The sequence below is a fragment of the Pseudoalteromonas sp. CO325X genome (assembly GCF_004208955.1).
In the GTDB taxonomy this organism is placed as follows: Bacteria; Pseudomonadota; Gammaproteobacteria; order Enterobacterales; family Alteromonadaceae; genus Pseudoalteromonas; species Pseudoalteromonas ruthenica.
This window is the reverse complement of record NZ_SGPG01000019.1, coordinates 28823-48697: the sequence shown is the minus strand read 5'-3', so window position 1 is coordinate 48697 and position 19875 is coordinate 28823. Positions and strand designations below refer to the sequence as shown.

At 47.4% G+C, this 19875-nt stretch carries 18 protein-coding genes; 9 read left to right on the top strand and 9 right to left on the bottom strand.

The genetic code is table 11. The features are described from left to right. Positions 1 to 57 precede the first annotated feature (57 nt). From EXT46_RS09725 to EXT46_RS09715, 3 genes are read right to left on the bottom strand one after another with little or no spacing between them, the layout of a single operon-like run. Positions 58 to 681, bottom strand: coding sequence for a PqiC family protein (locus EXT46_RS09725; protein ID WP_130146962.1), 624 nt, complete (start codon positions 679 to 681; stop codon positions 58 to 60). Next, positions 681 to 2339 (bottom strand): intermembrane transport protein PqiB, encoded by a 1659-nt coding sequence (gene pqiB / locus EXT46_RS09720; RefSeq protein ID WP_130146960.1) that lies wholly within the window; start codon positions 2337 to 2339, stop codon positions 681 to 683. The genes EXT46_RS09725 and pqiB overlap by 1 nt, the downstream gene beginning before the upstream one ends. Beyond that, on the bottom strand, positions 2332 to 3558 hold the full coding sequence (locus tag EXT46_RS09715; protein WP_130146958.1) for a PqiA/YebS family transporter subunit: 1227 nt from the start codon (positions 3556 to 3558) through the stop codon (positions 2332 to 2334). The genes pqiB and EXT46_RS09715 overlap by 8 nt, the downstream gene beginning before the upstream one ends. Before the next feature lie 84 nt (positions 3559 to 3642). Here EXT46_RS09715 and EXT46_RS09710 point away from each other — a divergent pair, with 84 nt between their 5' ends. After that, positions 3643 to 4440: a transporter substrate-binding domain-containing protein gene (locus tag EXT46_RS09710; RefSeq protein WP_130146956.1), complete on the top strand. Its 798-nt coding sequence runs from the start codon at positions 3643 to 3645 to the stop codon at positions 4438 to 4440. On the opposite strand, the gene EXT46_RS09705 is transcribed toward EXT46_RS09710, so the two are convergent. Then, complete coding sequence (locus tag EXT46_RS09705) at positions 4429 to 5220, bottom strand: thioesterase family protein (RefSeq protein ID WP_053909331.1); 792 nt, start codon at positions 5218 to 5220, stop codon at positions 4429 to 4431. The genes EXT46_RS09710 and EXT46_RS09705 overlap by 12 nt on opposite strands. A 185-nt stretch (positions 5221 to 5405) precedes the next feature. Between EXT46_RS09705 and dnaK the strand changes: the two genes are divergently transcribed. The 6 genes from dnaK (at position 5406) to EXT46_RS09675 (ending at position 11629) form a co-directional block, all read left to right on the top strand. Then, positions 5406 to 7331 carry a molecular chaperone DnaK gene (dnaK, locus tag EXT46_RS09700; RefSeq protein WP_022945191.1) on the top strand — a complete coding sequence of 642 codons (1926 nt, stop codon included), beginning with the start codon at positions 5406 to 5408 and terminating at the stop codon, positions 7329 to 7331. 153 nt (positions 7332 to 7484) lie between these two features. Next, the gene (dnaJ, locus tag EXT46_RS09695) at positions 7485 to 8618 is read left to right on the top strand and encodes a molecular chaperone DnaJ (RefSeq protein WP_022945190.1); all 1134 of its coding nucleotides are present in this window, start codon (positions 7485 to 7487) and stop codon (positions 8616 to 8618) included. A gap of 461 nt (positions 8619 to 9079) precedes the next feature. Beyond that, a complete protein-coding gene (locus tag EXT46_RS09690) occupies positions 9080 to 9568 on the top strand; it encodes a hypothetical protein (RefSeq protein WP_130146954.1) in 489 nt (162 codons plus the stop codon). A gap of 94 nt (positions 9569 to 9662) precedes the next feature. Continuing rightward, positions 9663 to 10184 carry a hypothetical protein gene (locus EXT46_RS09685; RefSeq protein ID WP_130146952.1) on the top strand — a complete coding sequence of 174 codons (522 nt, stop codon included), beginning with the start codon at positions 9663 to 9665 and terminating at the stop codon, positions 10182 to 10184. 21 nt (positions 10185 to 10205) lie between these two features. Continuing rightward, on the top strand, positions 10206 to 10901 hold the full coding sequence (locus EXT46_RS09680; RefSeq protein ID WP_130146950.1) for a hypothetical protein: 696 nt from the start codon (positions 10206 to 10208) through the stop codon (positions 10899 to 10901). Between the two features lie 65 nt (positions 10902 to 10966). Next, positions 10967 to 11629, top strand: coding sequence for a DUF1176 domain-containing protein (locus tag EXT46_RS09675; protein ID WP_130146948.1), 663 nt, complete (start codon positions 10967 to 10969; stop codon positions 11627 to 11629). A 216-nt stretch (positions 11630 to 11845) separates the two neighbouring features. On the opposite strand, the gene EXT46_RS09670 is transcribed toward EXT46_RS09675, so the two are convergent. From EXT46_RS09670 to EXT46_RS09650, 5 genes are all read right to left on the bottom strand, one after another. Beyond that, entirely contained in the window at positions 11846 to 12070 is a 225-nt protein-coding gene (locus EXT46_RS09670) for a hypothetical protein (RefSeq protein ID WP_022945189.1), read from the bottom strand. 78 nt (positions 12071 to 12148) lie between these two features. Next, positions 12149 to 13171: an ABC transporter ATP-binding protein gene (locus tag EXT46_RS09665; protein WP_130146946.1), complete on the bottom strand. Its 1023-nt coding sequence runs from the start codon at positions 13169 to 13171 to the stop codon at positions 12149 to 12151. 21 nt (positions 13172 to 13192) lie between these two features. Continuing rightward, entirely contained in the window at positions 13193 to 14683 is a 1491-nt protein-coding gene (locus EXT46_RS09660) for an iron ABC transporter permease (RefSeq protein WP_045979906.1), read from the bottom strand. Then, positions 14683 to 15723: an ABC transporter substrate-binding protein gene (locus tag EXT46_RS09655; protein WP_053909333.1), complete on the bottom strand. Its 1041-nt coding sequence runs from the start codon at positions 15721 to 15723 to the stop codon at positions 14683 to 14685. Before EXT46_RS09655 ends, EXT46_RS09660 begins: the two co-directional genes overlap by 1 nt. Beyond that, positions 15724 to 16536, bottom strand: coding sequence for a hypothetical protein (locus tag EXT46_RS09650; protein ID WP_130146944.1), 813 nt, complete (start codon positions 16534 to 16536; stop codon positions 15724 to 15726). 269 nt (positions 16537 to 16805) lie between these two features. Here EXT46_RS09650 and ybaK point away from each other — a divergent pair, with 269 nt between their 5' ends. Continuing rightward, positions 16806 to 17267, top strand: coding sequence for a Cys-tRNA(Pro) deacylase (gene ybaK, locus EXT46_RS09645; protein WP_130146942.1), 462 nt, complete (start codon positions 16806 to 16808; stop codon positions 17265 to 17267). Positions 17268 to 17545: 278 nt separating this feature from the next. Continuing rightward, positions 17546 to 19807: an acyl-CoA dehydrogenase gene (locus tag EXT46_RS09640; protein ID WP_022945183.1), complete on the top strand. Its 2262-nt coding sequence runs from the start codon at positions 17546 to 17548 to the stop codon at positions 19805 to 19807. The last annotated feature ends 68 nt before the right edge of the window (positions 19808 to 19875 follow it).

Sequence of the window (19875 nt, the reverse complement as noted above, 5' to 3'; positions counted from 1 at the left end):
GACTGGATAATAACGTGCAGAAAAGGCTCCCATGGGAGCCTTTTTTATGTGTTTGATTTAGTCTTGATTAAAGTGCTGAGGAAGGGCGTTAGCAATCTCTTTCAAGCTGGCTTGCCATGCTTTACTCAGGGCGGATGCCAAAGCAGCGTAGCCATCTTGTGCCAGCGGCTCGCTCTGGCTAAAGCGCGCCATACTGAGTACGTTTAATTTACCTTTCTCATCAACTCGAGATAAACGCCACAAGCCAGCTATTTCTGCATTGTTATCGAGGCCGCCGTTAAAATGGTCGATGTCGATATCGAGTTGATAAAACGATGACTGCAGCTGCTCGGCATAGACATCAGCCCCTTTGACGACCAGCACTTGCTCTAATGTAGCCATTAGCTGCAACTGGGCGCTACTTTCGAGCATGAGTGCTGGGCTATCGGCCCAAAAATGGTAATTAGCACTGTATATTTCTTGCGGTGAGCGTCGTACTACCATGGCGCGGTTATTAAGGTTACCGCGTAAACTGATAGGGCTTAAACGCAATAGGTGCTGGGTCTGCTCATCGGTGCGTAGCAGATTGTTATTAAACAGCGCGCTATCTAACTGGTAGTAACGGATATTGCTAGTTCGCGAGTCTCCTGCGCAGCCTAGTATCAGTAATGGCAGCATCAGTAATAAAATAAGTCGAAGCATTAGTTATCACTCCTTGGCAGCGGATCAGCAGGTAGCTCTTTATCAAAGATCAGCATATTAGGTTGCTCCTTTAACCCTTTCGATAGGGGCTGCAGTTCATCCATTAGGCGCTGCATTTGCTCAAGTGAAGACTGCATTTGTTGATACATTTTCGAACCATTTTGGAAGCTCGCCATGGTGACCTCAAATTGCTCCATACTTTGCTCAAATTGGCGCATACTTTGGCTAATATCTGCCATATCTTGGGTAAACTCTTTGGGCAGCGCTTTCATACTCGGGTCGCTCATGAATCGGCGCATATCCACAGCAAGCGTTTCATAACGGGCCATGGTGCTTTCAAACTGAGCCAAACTTTCCTCTATACGAAGGCCTTTCACCTTATTGAGTACGTCATTAACTTGGTTGGCTAGCACCGTGATGCCGCTGGAGGTACTGGGGAAAACAGTGTAGTCGCCGCGTTGTGTTAAGCCGACCAATTCACTATCAGGGTAGATATCAAAATCAACGTAAACGGCGCCAGTAAGCAGGTTGCCAGGCTTCAAAGAAGCTTTAAGGCCTTGTTGCAGGAGCTCATCAACATGGGATTGCCAAAACTCCCTCGCTTGTGCTGAGTCGCGGTACAGGCGTCCATACTCGATACGTATAAGTACCGGAACGGCATTGCTGGTATTGCTAAAGTGAGCAGGGCGACCATTAATCATAACCTCAGCAGGGACTTGCTCGACAGTGCCTATGCGCATGCCCCTGTATTCGACCGGCGCGCCCTCTCGTAGGCCGCGAATAGACTGCTCAAACTCAATGAGGTAGTGCTGGTAATCATAAAATCGCTGTTCTAATGCGGCTTTATAGCTGTCACTTAGGCTAAAGGTATGATCTTGCTTGGCGATGGCTCCTGGAGGATCGCCCTCCGGGGTGGCCAGCGAAATACCTCCCTTTAGCATTTTCGCGATTGACCCTGTTTTGACGTTGATGCCATCAGCGGATAGGTCAAATTCGAGTCCTGAATTAACCCAAAAGACCGTGTTCAACGTCACTAGATTTTCGTACGGCGCATTAATAAATAAACCGTAACGCATCACTTGTTGTTGCCAATCAAAATTGGCAGTTTCGATTTGGCCGATTTTATACCCTTTGAAGTACACCCCTGTGCCCACTTCAAGCACTTCAGCATCTCGGCTGATTAACTTGTAACGCCCGCCTTTGACATCATTGGCTATCAGCGCAGGCTCTTCTTGCAATTCAAAGCGCTCGGTAAGCTGTTTGCTCTCCCCGGGGGCGAATTCTAAATAAACACCCGAAAATAAAGTACTAAAGCCGGTGACGCCACTTTCATCCACGCGCGGTTTGACCACCCATATTTTTGCATCTTCAGTGAGTAAGTTATCGTAGTGGTTATCTACTTGAGCTCGGGCGATGACATGGTCGCGGCTTGACGCCAATCGAATTGCATCGACAGTGCCTATCTTTACACTGCGAACTTTGATTTCTGTTTTACCCGCAACGATGCCCTCAGCATGGGGCATTTTGATGTAAATAGTTTGCCCTTGTGAGAGTTGGTGTTGCAGTAACATCCATGCACCAACAAACAGGGCGATGATAGGGATCAGCCAAATAGGGGACAGTTTAGGCGCCGTTTTAATGCGCGCAGTATTACTCATTCACGACTCTCTTCACTTTTTCAGGGGGATCCCAAATCAAACGTGGATCAAAAGCATGGGCCGCCATCATTTGGCAAATAACCATCGCTGCGAAACATAACGCGCCCAACCCGGGTTCGACCAACATCAGGTTGCCTAGCTGTACCAAGGCTACCAAGATAGCAACAACAAATACATCAATCATCGACCATTTGCCAATAAATTCAGTAACCTGATATAGCCGAGTGTACACCATAGAGCGGCGACTGGCTTGGCGATAAACCATCACGCATAAGGTCGCAAGCACTAATGCTTTAGCAAATGGCACCACCACACTGGCAAGGAAGATAATCGAAGCAATGGGGTATGAACCACTTTGCCATAACAGTATTACGCCGCCAATTAGCGTTGATGGCTCTCTGTCACCCAAGCTGGTGGTATACATGATAGGTAGTACATTGGCAGGAATGTACAACAGTACCGAAGTCACCAGCCAGGCAGCGGCTTTTTGTACACTTTGCATGTTGCGATAATGCGTAGTGCTATGACAGCGTGGGCATAGTTTGTCGTAGGTAAGTTGCTGGCAAACATGGCAGGCTCGTAGATTGACATCAATTGCCCTCACTCCTTGTGGGACGGCGACCTCTTTATGAGGGGCAATCTGTCGCCACAGTCGAGGACGGTTGACGTAAGATAGAGCACCTATATATGTCAGCACAAACCCGCCATAGGCCCAAAAGCTAATGCCAAAGGTAATGTCAGCCATAGACATTATCTTGACCATACTGACCAATACGCCGACGAGGAAAATCTCCGACATCACCCAGGTATCCAATGCCAGGGTCAATTTCAGCAGCTTACGTCCCCAATGCTTTGGCAAGGTGCGCAAAAAACCTAAGTGCAAAGGCAGCAGTAACAACAACATCACCAAGGGTAAGATAATGATACTGATATCAATAAATATCCCCAACAGGGTGCTGTCGTAGTTAAAGAGCATGCGTCCAGCATCAGGCAAAGTCATGGTTTGCGTGATGCCTCGACTGGAGAACGAAATAAAAGGGTAAAACACTGAGCTCAATAATAAAATAATGGCACTCAGGGTGAGGGCTACAACTTTAGGGTCGTTATTGACGTTGCTTGCATTTAAGCTCGAGTGACAGTGAGGGCACTGGGCAACTTGTTTGGCTCGGAGTCGCGGCACATCGACCACTAGATCACATTGCGGGCAGGCCAGTTGCATGTTTTCTCAAACTTTATCCAGTTAACTGCTAATGTTAGAGCATAGCGCTTATTTTATGTAATTCCTAGTGACTAAGGACGGGTTATGGTAAGGGGTCTGGCAACAAATAACTGGCTAGCTGTCAGTAAGCTAATGCTGTGTATGTTGTTTATGTGCACGGCAAATGCTGCCAATAACCTCGACGATGACGCTGTGGAGCTCTCCGCTAGTGCCTACATCCCACCTTATGTATTTAAAGATGGACACCATGGGATTGAGATTGACATTATCAAACATGCTTTGGAAAAAGCGCAGCTTGGGCCATTAACATTGCACTTTTTAAGCAATCGCCGTGCTGAGGCGCAGTTACGCCAAGGTAAAATTAGCGGCGCGATTAATATTCCGAGAGAGTCAGGGCTCGAAGGCTACTACAGTGAGCCCTTATTGTATTTTGAGAATGTAGCTATTAGCTTAGCTGAGCATAACTTCAGCATTGAGCAGTTCAGTGATTTACATGGTAAAAGCATTCTTGCGTTTCAGAATGCAAAAAACTACCTTGGACCTGACTATGCCAAGGCCATTACTAAGGCCTTGAGTTATGATGAGGTAGTCAATCAGTATGCGCAAATAGACCACCTCATGAAGGGGTGGGTGGATGTGATTGTGCTGGAGAAGCGCATTTTTCAGTATTACTTGCACACCTTTGCAATGAACCAGGGGCGACAGACAAAGCCAGTTACCATCCATGCGCTTTGGCCTCCTTCTCCCCGACACGTGGTATTTACTGATTCACAGCTGCGCGAGCGCTTCAACCAAGGTCTTGCAGAGCTTAAAAAAACACCGCGCTACAAGGCATTGCTTGCCAGCGCGTCATCGTATGCTCAGCGCCAATCAAGCAAATAAGGCCACAGTTTGTTTAGAGCGCGCAAGCACCTGCCCTGACTCAGAGTAAACAGTGGCGTCTTCATAAGCGTAGCCGTTATGTGCGGCGGTGGTGTGCACATGCAAGCCTAGCCATTGTGACGCTGCTAATTGAGGTAGCGTTAAACATTCTACATGCCAACTCATGCTACTTGCTGGTGCCGGTTGCTTAAATGCTTGTAATTGCGATGGTGGCCAGCTGTCAATCAGGGCAATGACATGGGTCCAGTCGTATTGCTGCTGTTGTCCTTTAAAGCGCATCCAGCCTGTTAAGTCAGTGCACTCGGCGCCGCTGTAAGGCATATTGCCCTCGGTTAGGTTTAAGTCCACATGCTGAAAAAAAGCCGGCATGACATTCTCTACATAGGGTAAGCAGTTTTCTGCATCGGCGGCTTTTGGGACGGTGACAGCGGCCACTGGCACTTCAACCTCGGAGGCGCGGTCTTTGGCGAATAATCCTTGGACAGATAAGCACACTTGTCCATGCTGCTCAATGGTTGCGCTGTATTGGTTAGAGCTTTTGCCTTCGCGTAAATGGTGGAAGGTCAGGGTAAAGGGCGTGTCTGGAGCAATGGGGCCAATAAATTGCGCACTAAACGATCGTAAAATACGGTCGCTATCGCAATGTTTCAGCATGGATTGCAAGGCTAATGCGCAAGACAAGCCGCCAAAAGCTGTGCGCCCTTGTGTCCATGAAGCAGGAAATTCGAGCGTTTGTTGGTTCTCGCCAGTCACGCTGGCCAATAGGGTATCAAAGGTCATCTGTCTCACCTTAATCAAACTTGTCAGACCAGTTTAACGGCAAATTCTTCCTTGGCGAGGGGGAAAATTGAAAAAAATGACAAAAAAACGAAATTTTTTTAATTATGACGCTTGAATTAACAAAAGCGGCCCCTATCTAGTAGTCATCGAACACGTTAACAGAATTTTGAAGTTGGAGAAGATTCATGGGTAAGATTATTGGAATCGACTTAGGTACTACTAACTCGTGTGTAGCAGTACTTGACGGTGATAAGCCACGCGTAATTGAGAACGCCGAGGGCGATCGCACGACTCCTTCTATTATCGCATTCACTGAAGACGGTGAAACGCTAGTAGGTCAGCCGGCGAAACGCCAAGCGGTAACCAACCCGACTAACACACTATTTGCAATCAAGCGTTTAATTGGTCGTCGTTTTGAAGACGAAGAAGTACAACGCGATATCGGCATCATGCCGTTTAAGATTGTTAAAGCAGACAATGGCGATGCCTGGGTCGAAGCAAAAGGCGAAAAGCGTGCTGCTCCTCAGATTTCTGCTGAAGTCTTGAAGAAAATGAAAAAGACCGCCGAGGATTACCTAGGTGAAGAAGTAACAGGGGCTGTAATCACTGTGCCTGCATACTTCAACGATTCACAGCGTCAAGCAACAAAAGACGCAGGTCGTATCGCGGGTCTAGAAGTTAAGCGTATCATTAACGAGCCAACGGCCGCTGCGCTTGCTTATGGTATGGATAAGAAAAAAGGCGACAACGTGGTTGCTGTGTATGACCTCGGTGGTGGTACTTTCGATATCTCTATCATTGAAATCGACGAAGTAGAAGGCGAGCACACCTTTGAAGTACTGGCAACCAATGGTGACACGCACCTAGGTGGTGAGGACTTTGATAACCGCGTTATCAACTACTTAGTAGAAGAGTTCAAAAAAGAGCAAGGTATTGAGCTTAATAACGATCCGTTAGCGATGCAGCGTGTTAAAGAAGCCGCCGAGAAAGCTAAAATTGAGCTTTCAAGTGCACAGCAAACTGAGGTGAACCTACCTTATGTTACGGCCGATGCTAGCGGTCCTAAGCACATGAACGTGAAGCTGACTCGCGCTAAACTTGAGTCATTGGTTGAAGACCTTGTTACCAAGTCTATCGAGCCACTGAAAAAAGCACTTGCGGATGCCGATTTATCGGTCGGTGATGTGAATGACATTATCCTAGTAGGTGGTCAAACACGTATGCCATTAGTGCAGAAAACGGTTACTGAGTTCTTCGGCAAAGAACCTCGCAAAGACGTAAACCCAGATGAAGCAGTAGCTATGGGTGCGGCAGTGCAAGGTGGTGTTCTTGCTGGTGACGTAAAAGACGTACTTCTGCTTGATGTTATCCCACTGTCTCTTGGTATCGAAACCATGGGCCAAGTGATGACCGCGTTGATCGAGAAAAACACGACCATTCCAACGAAGAAGTCGCAAACGTTCTCAACAGCGGAAGATAACCAAAATGCAGTAACGATTCATGTGCTGCAAGGTGAACGTAAGCGCTCTGCCGACAACAAGTCGCTTGGTCAGTTCAACCTTGAGGGTATTCGTCCAGCGCGTCGCGGCGAGCCGCAAATCGAAGTCACTTTCGATGTTGATGCTGATGGTATCTTACATGTGTCAGCAAAAGATAAAGACACAGGTAAAGAGCAAAAAATCACTATCCAAGCTTCTTCAGGTCTAAGCGATGATGAAGTAGAAAAAATGGTACGTGATGCCGAGGCAAACGCTGAAGAAGATAAAAAGTTCGAAGAGTTAGTAACTGCACGTAACCAAGCAGATGCTTTAGTACACGGTACGCGTAAGCAAATCGAGGAAGCGGGTGATGACTTACCGGCAGAAGATAAAACAGCTATCGAAAGTGCGCTAACGGAACTTGAAACTGCGATTAAGGGTGAAAGCAAAGAAGAAATCGATGCGAAAACCCAAGCGCTTGCCGAGAAGTCACAAAAGCTAATGGAAATCGCGCAAGCGAAAGCCCAACAGCAAGGTGGCGCTGATGCCGGTGCACAGCAGCAATCACAAGCAAAGCAAGACGACGATGTTGTTGACGCTGAGTTTGAAGAAGTGAAAGACGAGAATAAATAAGTCTTGAACTTTGTAAGGGCGCGCTGGCGAAATCGCTTGACGCGCCCTTAGTGTATGTAGATTTTAGGAATGAGGGTTGCCATGGCTAAGGCTCAACGGTAAACCCTTTTTCACTTTGCAGCCTTGCTGCATTTATTAACAGTAGTGGTAGATATGTCAAAACGCGATTATTACGAAGTCCTTGGCGTAGCAAAGGACGCCAGTGACCGAGATATTAAAAAGGCTTATAAGCGCCTGGCGATGAAATATCACCCGGATCGTACTGCCGGCGATAAAGAGCTTGAAAATAAGTTCAAAGAAGTCAAAGAAGCCTATGAAGTCCTCGGTGATGAGCAAAAGCGCCAAACCTATGATCAGTTCGGCCATGCAGCATTTGAACAAGGCGGCGGTGGCGGCCACGGCGGCTTTGGCGGTGGCGCAGGCGATTTTGGTGACATCTTCGGGGATGTCTTTGGAGACATCTTTGGCGGCGGTCGTCGTCAGTCACGCCAACAACGTGGCGCCGATTTACGTTACAACATGGACTTAAGCCTAGAAGAGGCAGTGCGTGGTAAAGACGTCGAAATCAAAGTGCCTACTTGGGTGGCCTGTGAGCCTTGTGATGGCTCAGGTGCCAAACCAGGCTCAAAACCGAAAACCTGTCATACGTGTCATGGTGCAGGGCAGGTACAAATGCGTCAAGGTTTCTTCGCAGTGCAACAGACGTGTCCAACTTGTCAGGGGACGGGGCAAATCATTTCCGACCCTTGCGATAGTTGTCATGGTCAAGGCCGTGTAGAGCGCACCAAAACATTGTCGGTGAAAATTCCCCCGGGAGTGGATACTGGCGATCGTATTCGTCTTGCTGGCGAAGGTGAGGCCGGTGCTCATGGCGCGCCTGCAGGCGATCTCTATGTACAAGTGAGTGTACGCGAACACCCTATCTTTGTTCGCGATGGCAACAATCTGTACTGTGAAGTACCCATCGGCTTTACCACAGCAGCGTTAGGCGGCGAGATTGAAGTACCAACGCTAGATGGTCGTGCTAAGCTGAAAATCCCAGCAGAGTCGCAAACTGGAAAGATGTTCCGTATGCGCGGTAAAGGGGTCAAGTCAGTGCGCTCCGGTTCAGTAGGTGATTTAATCTGTAAGGTGGTGATTGAAACGCCAGTGAACCTTAACAGTGAGCAACGCGAGTTACTTGAGCAGTTAGAAAGCAGCTTGGGTAAAGACAGCTCAAAATACCGCCCGAAGGAGAAAGGTTTCTTCGACGGGGTGAAAAAGTTCTTTGATGACTTAACCAAGTAATGGTGAGCTCGCCAAAGTAAAAAAGCGCCTTAAGGCGCTTTTTTTGTATCTGGTGAATATATTAGTTGTATTCGTTGTTGGTTTTATAAAAAACAAAGCTTGTCGATGTGCTCTTCACTGCAAAACTTATTTTGTTTATAAAGAAAACAGCCTTAAGTGTGCCAAAAAATAACTGAATCCGCTATAACCATGGGGCATAATCACAAGCAAGCACAACAATGAAAACGACCTCGCCCAAGAGTGTCTGTGATAATTAAAGAAAAATAGCCTAATAAAAGAAAATGAATAGCGAGCGGTTATGAGTTTATACAAGATGATAATCTATTAAAGCGTTCGCTTATTTGCTTGAACGTTTGACAAGGTTTTTAACATCATCTTACTATAGCGCTCTTGCGGTGAGTATGCTTTATGGAGAAAGCTCCCGAAGACCCAGCAAACAACGTTGACAAGGATGAACATAGATGCAAAAGCTTAAGCAGCAGATAGAGGTTTTAAATTCCGTAGGCCAAAGAGCCATAAATAAACCTATAGATGTAGCACTCGTACAAAAATTACTTAAAGACTATTTTAAGAAAAAGAGTGATCTTAACCGAGCTTCTGCGCTTGGTATCCAACAGGATTTCAGTATAGGCCCAAGAGGACCAAGAAGCGTTTGCGACCAACTAAAGGCCCTACATACATCGGTTGTGCCAAGTTCAATCGTAAGAAATAACCAAGAAAATTACCAGAACCAGCGATTTGCTCGGTTAGTTGTAAATGGTTATGTGACCCCTGAGTTAATTAGTGCCATAAAACGATTTCAAACGAATGTCCTAAAGGTGGAGTCGCCGATGGTAGAGTCGACCCGAGAGGTAAAACATTTAATGCGCTGCTGGCGGAACAAAAATCAAAACCAACTGACTTACGCACTTTTTTATTTGGCCCTGATATTGTACCTAAGGAAAGCATAGCAACGATTACTGCTTTACACTTCAAAAGTTTTTTTCAAAAATATTTAGGTTTGACCACTAGCAAAGGTGAAGACTTTTAGGTTTTTTTGCCCCTTTGCAGTCTGACGCTGATGTTACCGATTTGCGATGGGCCGCTTATATGCTGGCTACAGTCTATATTGAAACAGAATTCTCATTTATACCTTGTAGAGAGAATCTTTTGGGACAAGGTAAACTTTATGGCATCGAAATTGAAGTGATTGATAGCCATGGCATTCGTGGTAAAAAGAATAAGAAATATAATAATATTTATTATGGCCGTGGTTACTGCCAGCTTACATGGGAAGATAATTACTTGGAAATAGGAAAAGCACTTGGATATGATAACAAGTTGTATATAGATCCTGACTTAGCGTTACAAAAAGATATTGCCTATAAGGTTATCTCCTATGGTATGCGCCACGGTTCATTCACCAGCAAAAGTCTGTCGCACTATATCAATATTGCAAAAACAGATTACAAAAACGCAAGGCGTATTATAAATGGGCAAGATAAGGCGGAGGAAATAGCGGAGTACGCTAATAAAATAGAGTTTTTACTACGGCTGGCCGCTCAGCCAATTACTGCCATTCGCTAAACTAAATAAGGGTCACAGAGTATGTTTAAATGCTGTATATGGGCGTTGTTGCTATCGAATACTTTTTTTATTTCAAGCTGTTTAGCCCTACCAAGCGAACAGCCTGACTCGTACAAAAATGATAAGCCCATTAGCGCTATTATTGAGCCGCAAACTCGGGCACAATGGAAGCAGATAATACAATGGCCAGATGCTTGCGATGAAGGAGTTAGTCACATAAGTTTTTCCAAACATTTTAAAGGCTTCTGGGTTCATCCTTGGTCTCAAGGTCGACGTTTGGTTCAGGTTGTCTGTACAAGAGGCACCTATAATCTCGGCGTCATATTTTATCTTGAGACGGAGAAAGCGTCCAATCAGTTTACCTTGCTTGTCTTCCCACAATTTATTTCCGCAGGGTCAGCGGAGTCCATGATTGCAAAAGTGCTGTCAGGGCAATTGGGGACAGCACCTTATTACCAATTCCAGCGCCCTTTGGTGTGGGGCAGCATCTTAACTGATATGTCGGGTTACACCATTACCAATAAGAACCGCTATCGTGGTATAGGAGGCTGCGGCATATTGACCTCCTACCAAATTGTTGAGGGGCAGCCTCAGGTGGCGTCTTTACGTATCAAAGAAGATTGCACCGAGGCTTGGCTAGCACCAGAGTTGTGGCCGCTGATTAAAAAGAGCGACTATGCAAGCTGGCCTTTAGTGATATTAGAGGAAGAGGAGTAACAATTAAAGTAGAGCCGCACTATAAATGTGCACCTATAAGATTGTGAATTGTTACAAGGAAAAGTATGAAAAGCATAATTCGTTGTCTATTCTTTTACGTTCTGCTCGGGCAGTCGCTATTAGCAAATGAGCAAGACGTAGAGCTGTCCTGGCAGGAAACACGCGCGCAGTGGAAGCGGTTAATACAGTGGCCGGATAGATGTGATGAAAACATGGAACCTTATCTTGAGGCTGAGTTACTTCATGGTTACTCAGTTCACCGTTGGTGGGACGAGCGGCGTTTGGCCATTGTCACCTGTGCGATGGAGGGGAATAACTTCGGGGAATTACTCTATCTCGAAACCACAAAGAATTCGGGTAAATTTAATTTACTTGCCTTTCCACAGTTTAAAGCTGCTGACAGGGCCTCGGGCCACATAGAAAGGGTTATCTCGGGTAAGTTGGATTCGGCACCCTATTATCGCTTTCATCAATCTTTGCTGTGGGGGAATATTCGCAGGGATTTGGCAGGTGGAAGCATAGTCAACACATATAAGTATCGTGGTTTAGGGGATTGTGGGGTATTAACTGCTTATGAAATTGATGGCGACCAAGTCCAATTGGCTTCTTTGCAGATTAAAGGTGATTGTCACGGACCGTGGTTACCCTCTGAATCGTGGCCGCTGGTTGATGAGGCAGAGTATATAACCTGGCCTGTAGTCGTATTAAAAGAAGAGTATGAACAATAGCAAATTGAATCAGGGACGAGTAATTAGTGAGCAAACGTTTGGCACTAAACTTTTTGAAGGGTCACTTTCCTTGGTGCGAGCTTTAAAACTTAGGGAGTAGGTACCGCCCGAAGGAGAAAGGTTTCTTCGACGGGGTGAAAAAGTTCTTTGATGACTTAACCAAGTAAGGGTGAGCTCGTTAAAGTAAAAAAGCGCCTTAAGGCGCTTTTTTTGTATCTAATTGAGCAGCAATGCTTGTTCTGTAACGTCTGAACAACGACACAACTGCACATCTTCTTGGTATCTCACCTCGTGTACGGATGGCGCGCTACGCGTCAGTTGCTCGCACCGTGCTACACATTGACGTTGATGCTGCCAGTAATCGTACTCACCTGAAATCAGCCACGTAAGGAGTACTGCCACGACCGCTAAGCTGGCAAGGCGGATATTTCGACTCAGCATTGTCTCTCACCCACTTGCTCGTATACCTTCACTAACCTTAGTACACAACCAGCGGTGAGAGCGAACTTTATCCCGTTACTAGGTGCTACTCTGAATTGTGAATGCGGCTAATGGGTGTGAGGTGCTTAAGGAGACATGCACCTTATCGCCAGGGCGCACTAGCATTTCATGGCTCACGCGGCTGGTCACCGTGGTTTTGCAGGGTAGTTCAATCGCGCACAGTCTGCTGCCGCCTTCAAACCTGACCCAAGTAACAACACCATTGCTGTTGTTTGCATCTTGCGCTAATAACACATCGTCTGGGCGCAGCAACACATCTACTTCCGTTGCGCCGTCGTCAATGCCTACTACTGGCGCTATTCCTATCGCGGTACTGGCTTGGTGGTGTTGATGTTGTCCGCGAATAAAGCTTGCCTCGCCCAAAAATCGTGCCACAAAGCGATTGCTAGGCATGCTGAAGCATTTTTCTGGGCTATCAATCTGTTGAATTTTACCATCGCGGAGCACCCCGACGCGGTCACCCACAGAGAGTGCTTCTTCTTGGTCGTGGGTTACCCAAATAGCGGGCACGCCGGCTTCTTTCAAAGCGTTGCGAATATCCCAGCGCAGCGTGTCTTTGAGCGCTGCATCTAGATTTGATAAGGGTTCATCCAGTAGCACAAAATCCGGCTGGTGCGCCAAGGTGCGGGCCAGGGCAACACGCTGTTTTTGGCCGCCGGAGAGGGTGGCTGGCTTTTTATCGCGAAATGCCTCTAGGCCAAGTAAGTCAATCCAATGATCGGCCAAGGTGTGGTCTTTTAAACGAAAGCAAATATTTTGCTGCACATTTAAGTGTGGGAATAGCGCAAAGTCTTGGAATACCATACCTACGCTGCGTTTTTCAGGAGGCACCGTTTGCGTGGGGGTAGCGCGCCACTTGCCAACATCGATTTGCCCCTCACTGATGGGAATAAGCCCGGCGAGGGCCTGTAAAATCGTGCTTTTTCCACAGCCTGTGGGGCCTACGAGCATCAAAATTTCGCTTTTATCAAGGGCCAGATCGAGTTCACTGACAACGCGATTGCTACCGTAATCGATAGACAGCTTACTTACAGATAGCATGTTTAGGTTTCCTCTTCACGTTTAACTGCTGCGCTTCTCGCCTGAAAGCATAATAGCGAGGCCACCGGCGGAGATCACTACTAGAAGTAGCCCAGGAATTGCTGCGCGACCAAAATATCCGGCCTCATACACTCGCCATAGGTAGGTAGACAGGGTCTCAAAGCCAGTTGGACCAAGCAATAAAGTTGCTTCGAGCTCGCGCATAGACTCTAAAAATACCAGTGCAGCACCAGCGACAATGCCGCGTGCAGTCAGGGGCAAAGTCACGCGCATAAAGGCCTCCCTCGGAGAAGCACCTAATACCCGTGCGGATTTGACTAAACTGCCATCCAAATGTTCTGTGCTGGTACGAATGCTACCTACGGCTAAAGGTAGAAAGCGCAGTACATAGGCAATCACTAATAAAGCGAGGGTTTGATAGAGCAGGGGTAATTGCAGGCCACCATAAACCAATGCTGTGCCCATAACAATTCCGGGAATACCAAAACCAAAGTAGGTGACGCGCTCCATTATACGCCCGGCCTTGCCGGTCAGTGCTGCATGGGCAACGGGGATAGCGACAATCACGGCGGTTAGCGCGGCTATAATCGAAGCATACGCCGAGTTCCAGGCGATATTGATGTCAAAATCGGCAACGCCATCACGGGCGAGCCAAAGCATAAAAATAGCCAAAGGCAAACCAATAGCAAGCATCAGAATAGGTGTGAAAATGGTAAATAAACCCATTAACTGCAAGCGACTGGGGAACAGGATAAGCGCACGACCATGGCGCTCGGTGGCGGTTTTTATCTGTGATTCTAAAAACAATAAAAAGCCAACAATGCACATCAGCTGTAATGACAACATTGCTGCTCGGTTTAGGCCAAAGGCATTGTATTCAACGTAGATAACGCGGGTGAAGGTATCCAGGCGCATCATCGCTGGGGTGCCAAAATCGGATAAGGTATACAGTGCCACCAGTAGCGAGCCGGCGGCGATACCATTGACCACGCGCGGTAAAATCACCTTAAAAATACTGCCGGTCATGGACATTCCTAAAGTGCGCGCAGCGTTGACCATACTGGCATCTAAGCTTAATAGCGACGAGCGGGTGGTCATCATCACAAAAGGAAAGGTATAAAGGGTCATCACTATCGCTGCGCCGCTGAGGCCATACATAGGCGCGGTGGTCAGGCCAAACAACCCTTCTATTTCGCCACCGGGACCGAATGCGGCATACAAGGTAAATGCACCGATATAACTCGGGATAGCGAGGGGAGCGGCAAAAAGTACGAGCCAAAACTTCTTCAGTGGCAGATGCACATAAGCGCTAATAAACGCCAAGGGCACGCCGATAAGGATAGAGCCCAACACGGTCAAGGCCATGAGCGCTAAGGTGTTGCCGAGAATCTCGAGATTATGACTGTCAAATAGGGTGTTAGCGTCACTTGCTAAGCTCAGCAGCACATACACAGGGGTTAGAGCAACTAGCGCCGCGAGCAGCGCTAGAGGGTAAGACGCAGGTAGGCGCATTACAACACACCGCTGGCGCGCATTAAGTCGAGAGTCGGTCGCAAATCTGCTAGTTGCGTTAAGTCTACTTTGGGTGGTGAAATACTGGCCAGTGGCGGCAGCCCTTGTGGCTGCGAAACACCGCTTATAAGTGGAATTTCATAGGCTTCTTGGGCGAGATAACTTTGCACTTCGGCGCTTAGTAAGTAGCGCATAAAGTTCACCGCTAATGGGTCCTCGCTCAGAGCCAAGATACCAGAGGCATTGACTAAACAGCCCGCATCATCATTGGTAAAGGCTAACGCTAAATTGGCATCGGGCTTACCGGATTTCAACCTTAAGGTGTAATAATGGTTGGCAAAACCAATATCTACCTCACCGCGTTCAACGGCCATCACTACGCCCAGCTCGCCAGCGTAGGATTTGGCACGTTTTTGCACCTTCTTTAACCATTTAGCGGTTTTGTCATCACCTTCTATGAGGCGCATGGCCGTGACAAATGATTGGAACGAAGCGTAAGCGGGTGCCCAACCGATGCTCAAATCACTCTCGGCAATATCCATAATATCTGTTGGGATCTGCTCAGCACTGAGGCGCTCAGTGTTGTAGGGTAAAGTGCGAACCCTGCCAGTCACCGGAGCCCAACCAGGGTAGCGGAACTGGGGCTGAAGCTGGGCAGACAGATCATCAGGTAGGGGGTGAGCTAAGCCTGCATCGGTGACCAGACCTATAGCGCCAGAGTCGACGGCCCAGAATAAATCGGCGCGCCGCACGCCCATTTTAGCTTCGGCCACAATAGTATTAGCCAAAGCGGCAGTCGGACCACGACGGATCCCAAGCTCTAGTTTGGGGTTTTTGTCTTGGATGGCTTGTAACACGTTTTCATACAGGCCACCTTCACCGCGACCGAGGTAAAGCGTCAGCTTCCCCTCTAAACGCGGTAACTGATCAACAGAAACAGGACTGGCTGTGGTCGCGGCAAATGCACGTGACAGAGGCAGCGGCAAGGCACCAGCCACCCCTAACGCAGCTAGGCCTTGAATAAAGGTCCTACGCTTCACTTAAAATACATCCTTACGTGCTTTTTCGGCTTTCTCAATCAACGCCTTAGCGCGGTCTAATTTTGTTTGCATATCAACGACAACATTGCGCACCGCATCAACGCCTTTATCATCGGCGATGGCTTTAGGCAGCGTAACGTTAAAATCTTTTTCTAGTACTTCAACGAGGTTAGCGTCTTGCTCAATCAGCGTGCCCTCTACGCCTTCAAAAAGGTGCAAGTAGGTATCGTGGACAATGCTGGTCGCTTCTTCGTTAAGGCGCTCTGCGTATTTGGCAACGACGCGGTCCAATTTGTGCTTGATTTCAACAATGGTGGCACTTTGGGTCATGGACTCCGTTGCTGTGGTTTTAACGCTCTCAAGCAAGCCTTTTTGTTGGTACTGCGCGGCAAGTTTAACAGCCCCAAGACCCTGCCACAAGGCTGCATTCATGGCTTGTTGCTGGGTACGCACGTTGCTGCTAGGTTCGCCATTATCAATGGCCATTTTTACACCATACAAACCTTGCCAAATCGAGGCATAAACCGGCACATAATTAGTTTCAATAGCACTGTGGAACTTAACCGATTCCCAGTATTCAATGAGCTCATCACTGTTTACTGACTTCTTGCCTTGCTGTTCATATTTGCCGACTAAGGTATCAACCTTGCCAACCATCCATTCAACTTCTTCTGAATAGTCTTTTAAGTTTTCCTGTAGGTGATTTACGTGCTCACCGATCGGGCCGTTTGCAAAGGCTGGTTGAGTGGCGACGGCAGAGGCTAGAACAAGGCCAAGGCCCGCGAGTTTTATAGAGTGTGACCATGTTTTCATAATTAGATTACCGAAAAGTATAAGTGTAAATGATAGCTATTATCATATCCCTCGAGGCCCACTTAATCAATACGCAGACAACCCCTTATATGTAATTTCATGACATCCTAACGAAGCTTTTATGAAACTTGGATTAAAGTTACACTGAATTAACATAAGAGCCTTGTTATCATATAGTTAGCTAGTAGTTAGCTAGGTTCTGAAACATAGACAAAGATCTAACCCCGCAGTATGCTCTAAGCTACAGATGATAAAGATACGGACATACTATGACTCCCGCTGTGACTCTATTAGAAAAGCACAAACACACATACGAGTTGCTCAGTTTTAACCATGACCCTCAGGCTGACAATTACGGCCAGGAAGTCGTTGCCAAGCTCTCTCTAGATTGTGAAAGCGTGTTCAAAACCTTGGTTCTTAAAACCGCTAATAATGACTATGTTGTCGCCATTACAACAGTCAATCGCACGGTCGATACCAAAGCGCTGGCAAAATTAGTGGGGTGTAAAAAGGTGGCGATGGCCAGTGCGAGTGAAGTTGAGCGCATTACCGGCTATGTGCTTGGGGGAGTCAGCCCATTTGCGCAAAAAAAGCGCTTGCCGACCTTTGTTTATCAAAGTGCACTGCAACAGCCGCGTATTTATGTCAGCGCAGGCAAGCGGGGCGTTGAGCTGGCAATTGCACCTGATGTGTTAGCACAGTTACTCCCAGTAAAATTCGGTGCCTTCTAACACAGGCTCTGTGCCTTTTCCTATCTTTACTACCCGAGCTTTTGGCCATTGTTTTGATTTACAGCTCGCCCGCCTTTTCTGTCTCAGCCGATACCAAGATAAAAAACAAAAAAATTCAGCGTACACCTGTGCGCTTAAAGCTATTTAATTTCAATGTGTTAATTGCACCAACTTAAACGGGAATTGAAATTTCTGTTAAAAAACTGGTTGGACCAATTGATCTGTTTGTATTTTTATGCCGTAATAGTGGGTAAATTAACTGGTCTGATGAGTTGGTTATGAGCTTACGTACTAAATTGAAAAAAATCCTTCCGAGTATTTCTGTTACCGAGCAAGAGGCGCTAGACGCTGGTGATGTTTGGTTAGAGGGCTCGATTTACCGGGGTAAACCTGACTTTGCTGCCCTGCGCGATGTGCCAGCGGCAACCTTGAGTGCCGAAGAGCAGGCATTCCTCGACGGCCCAGTGGCACAATTGCTTGAGATGATTGATGAGACCGAAATCCAATCGGGTAATCATCTGCCTGAGCATATTCTTGAATTTCTTAAAAAAGAGCGCTTTTTCTCGTTAATCATCCCGAAAAAGTTTGGCGGTTTAGAGTTCAGCCCATATGCAAACTCTACTATCGTTGCGACAATCTCAACGAAATCCTCGGCGGTGGCAGTGACGGTCATGGTGCCTAACTCTCTAGGCCCAGGTGAGTTACTGCTTCACTACGGCACTGACGAGCAACAAAACCACTATTTACCGCGCCTAGCTGATGGCCGCGACATTCCTTGCTTCGCGCTAACTAGCCCTGAGGCCGGCTCTGACGCCGGTGGTATCCCAGACATTGGTGTGGTTAAAGAAGGCGAGTTTGAGGGTAAGAAAGTATTGGGTCTTGAGGTCACTTGGGACAAACGTTATATCACCTTAGCTCCTATCGCGACTGTACTGGGTTTGGCGTTCAAAGTAGTTGACCCTGATGGGCTACTCGGTGGCAAAGAAAACCTAGGTATCACTTGTGCGCTTATTCCTCATGACCATCCTGGCGTGCAATTAGGTAACCGTCACGACCCGATGGGCGTGCGTTTTTATAATGGCACGACACGCGGCGAGAAAGTCTTCATCCCGATGGAGTTCATCATCGGCGGACAACAGAATATTGGTCGTGGTTGGCAAATGCTGGTGAGCTGTTTAGGCGCAGGACGCGGTATTTCACTACCTGCACTGGGCGTATCGGTATCACAAGTATCCTTTAAAGGCGCAGCAGAATACGCCGCTGTGCGTGAGCAATTCGGCTTGGCTATTGGCCAATTTGAGGGTATCCAGGAAAAACTCGCGGATATTGCCGGTAAAACTTACTTGCAAGAAGCTATGCGAGTGCTTACCACCGAAGGACTTGGCATGGGCTTGAAGCCATCAGTGGTAACCGCTATTGCCAAATACCACATGACTGAAATTGGTCGCGATGTGCTTAACTCAGCAATGGATATCCAAGCTGGTAAAGCGATTCAACGCGGCCCGCAAAACACCCTAGCTAGCGGCTTTGTGGCGCAGCCTATCGCTATCACCGTTGAAGGCGCAAACATTTTGACGCGCAACCTGATGATCTTTGGTCAAGGTGTAATGCGTTGTCACCCGTACCTGCAAAACATGGTTGAGGCGATTCACTCACAGGAAAAAGATGCCGACGCGACGTTCAATCGCATCTTGCGCAAAACTGTGGGTTATAGCACAGCAAACGCACTTCGGGCATTTAAGCACGGCATGCTCCCGTTCACTGCGTCAAGTCAATCAAACTTGCCAGAGGTGCGTGAATATGAAAAAGCGGTACATAAGCTATCCTCTCGTTTAGCGGTGTACGCAGATTTCTCGCTATTGGTGTTAGGTGGCAAGCTTAAGCAAGCAGAAATGTTGTCAGCGCGTTTAGGTGACGTGATGAGCTACATGTATGCAGCTATGGCATCTATTAAATACTATGAGCAAAAAGTCAGTGCTGAGGATAGAGAGCAAGCAGCTCCTTACTTCCACTATGCAACTCGTTGGGCGTTGCAGCAGGCGGAAAAGGCATTGCATGCATTTTTGGATAACTTCCCCGCGTCAGGTACGCGTAAGTTCATGCGCTTTTTGACATGGCAGTATGGCTACAAGATGCCTGCTATCGGCGACGAGTTGGTACGTGAGCTGGCGAAACAAGCACAGCTTGATACCAATATTAAAGCGCAACTGACGCATCTCGTTAAGCCAACGCCAGGTGATGGCCATGATATTAATGAGCAAGCTTACAAAGCAAAACTGGCTAACCTAGACAGCCTAGCGAAAGTGCGCAAGGCTATTAAGTCGAAACAGATCCGCTCGGGCGTGCGCTTTAGCGAAACTCTCGACAATGCGTTAGCGGCAAGCGTTATTGACGCGCAGCAGTACGCTTCACTGATCGACTATAACAACAAGCGTGAGCTGGCTATTCGTGTTGATGAGTTTGATTACGATATGAACTTATTAACTCCTAATGGTGAGCGCGCCGATGGTGAAACCACGACGTTGCGTAATGCTAGTTAACTGATAGATGCCAACGCATCACACAAGCCCTTGAGCTCCGGCCAAGGGCTTTTTTGATCCTCTCCCAT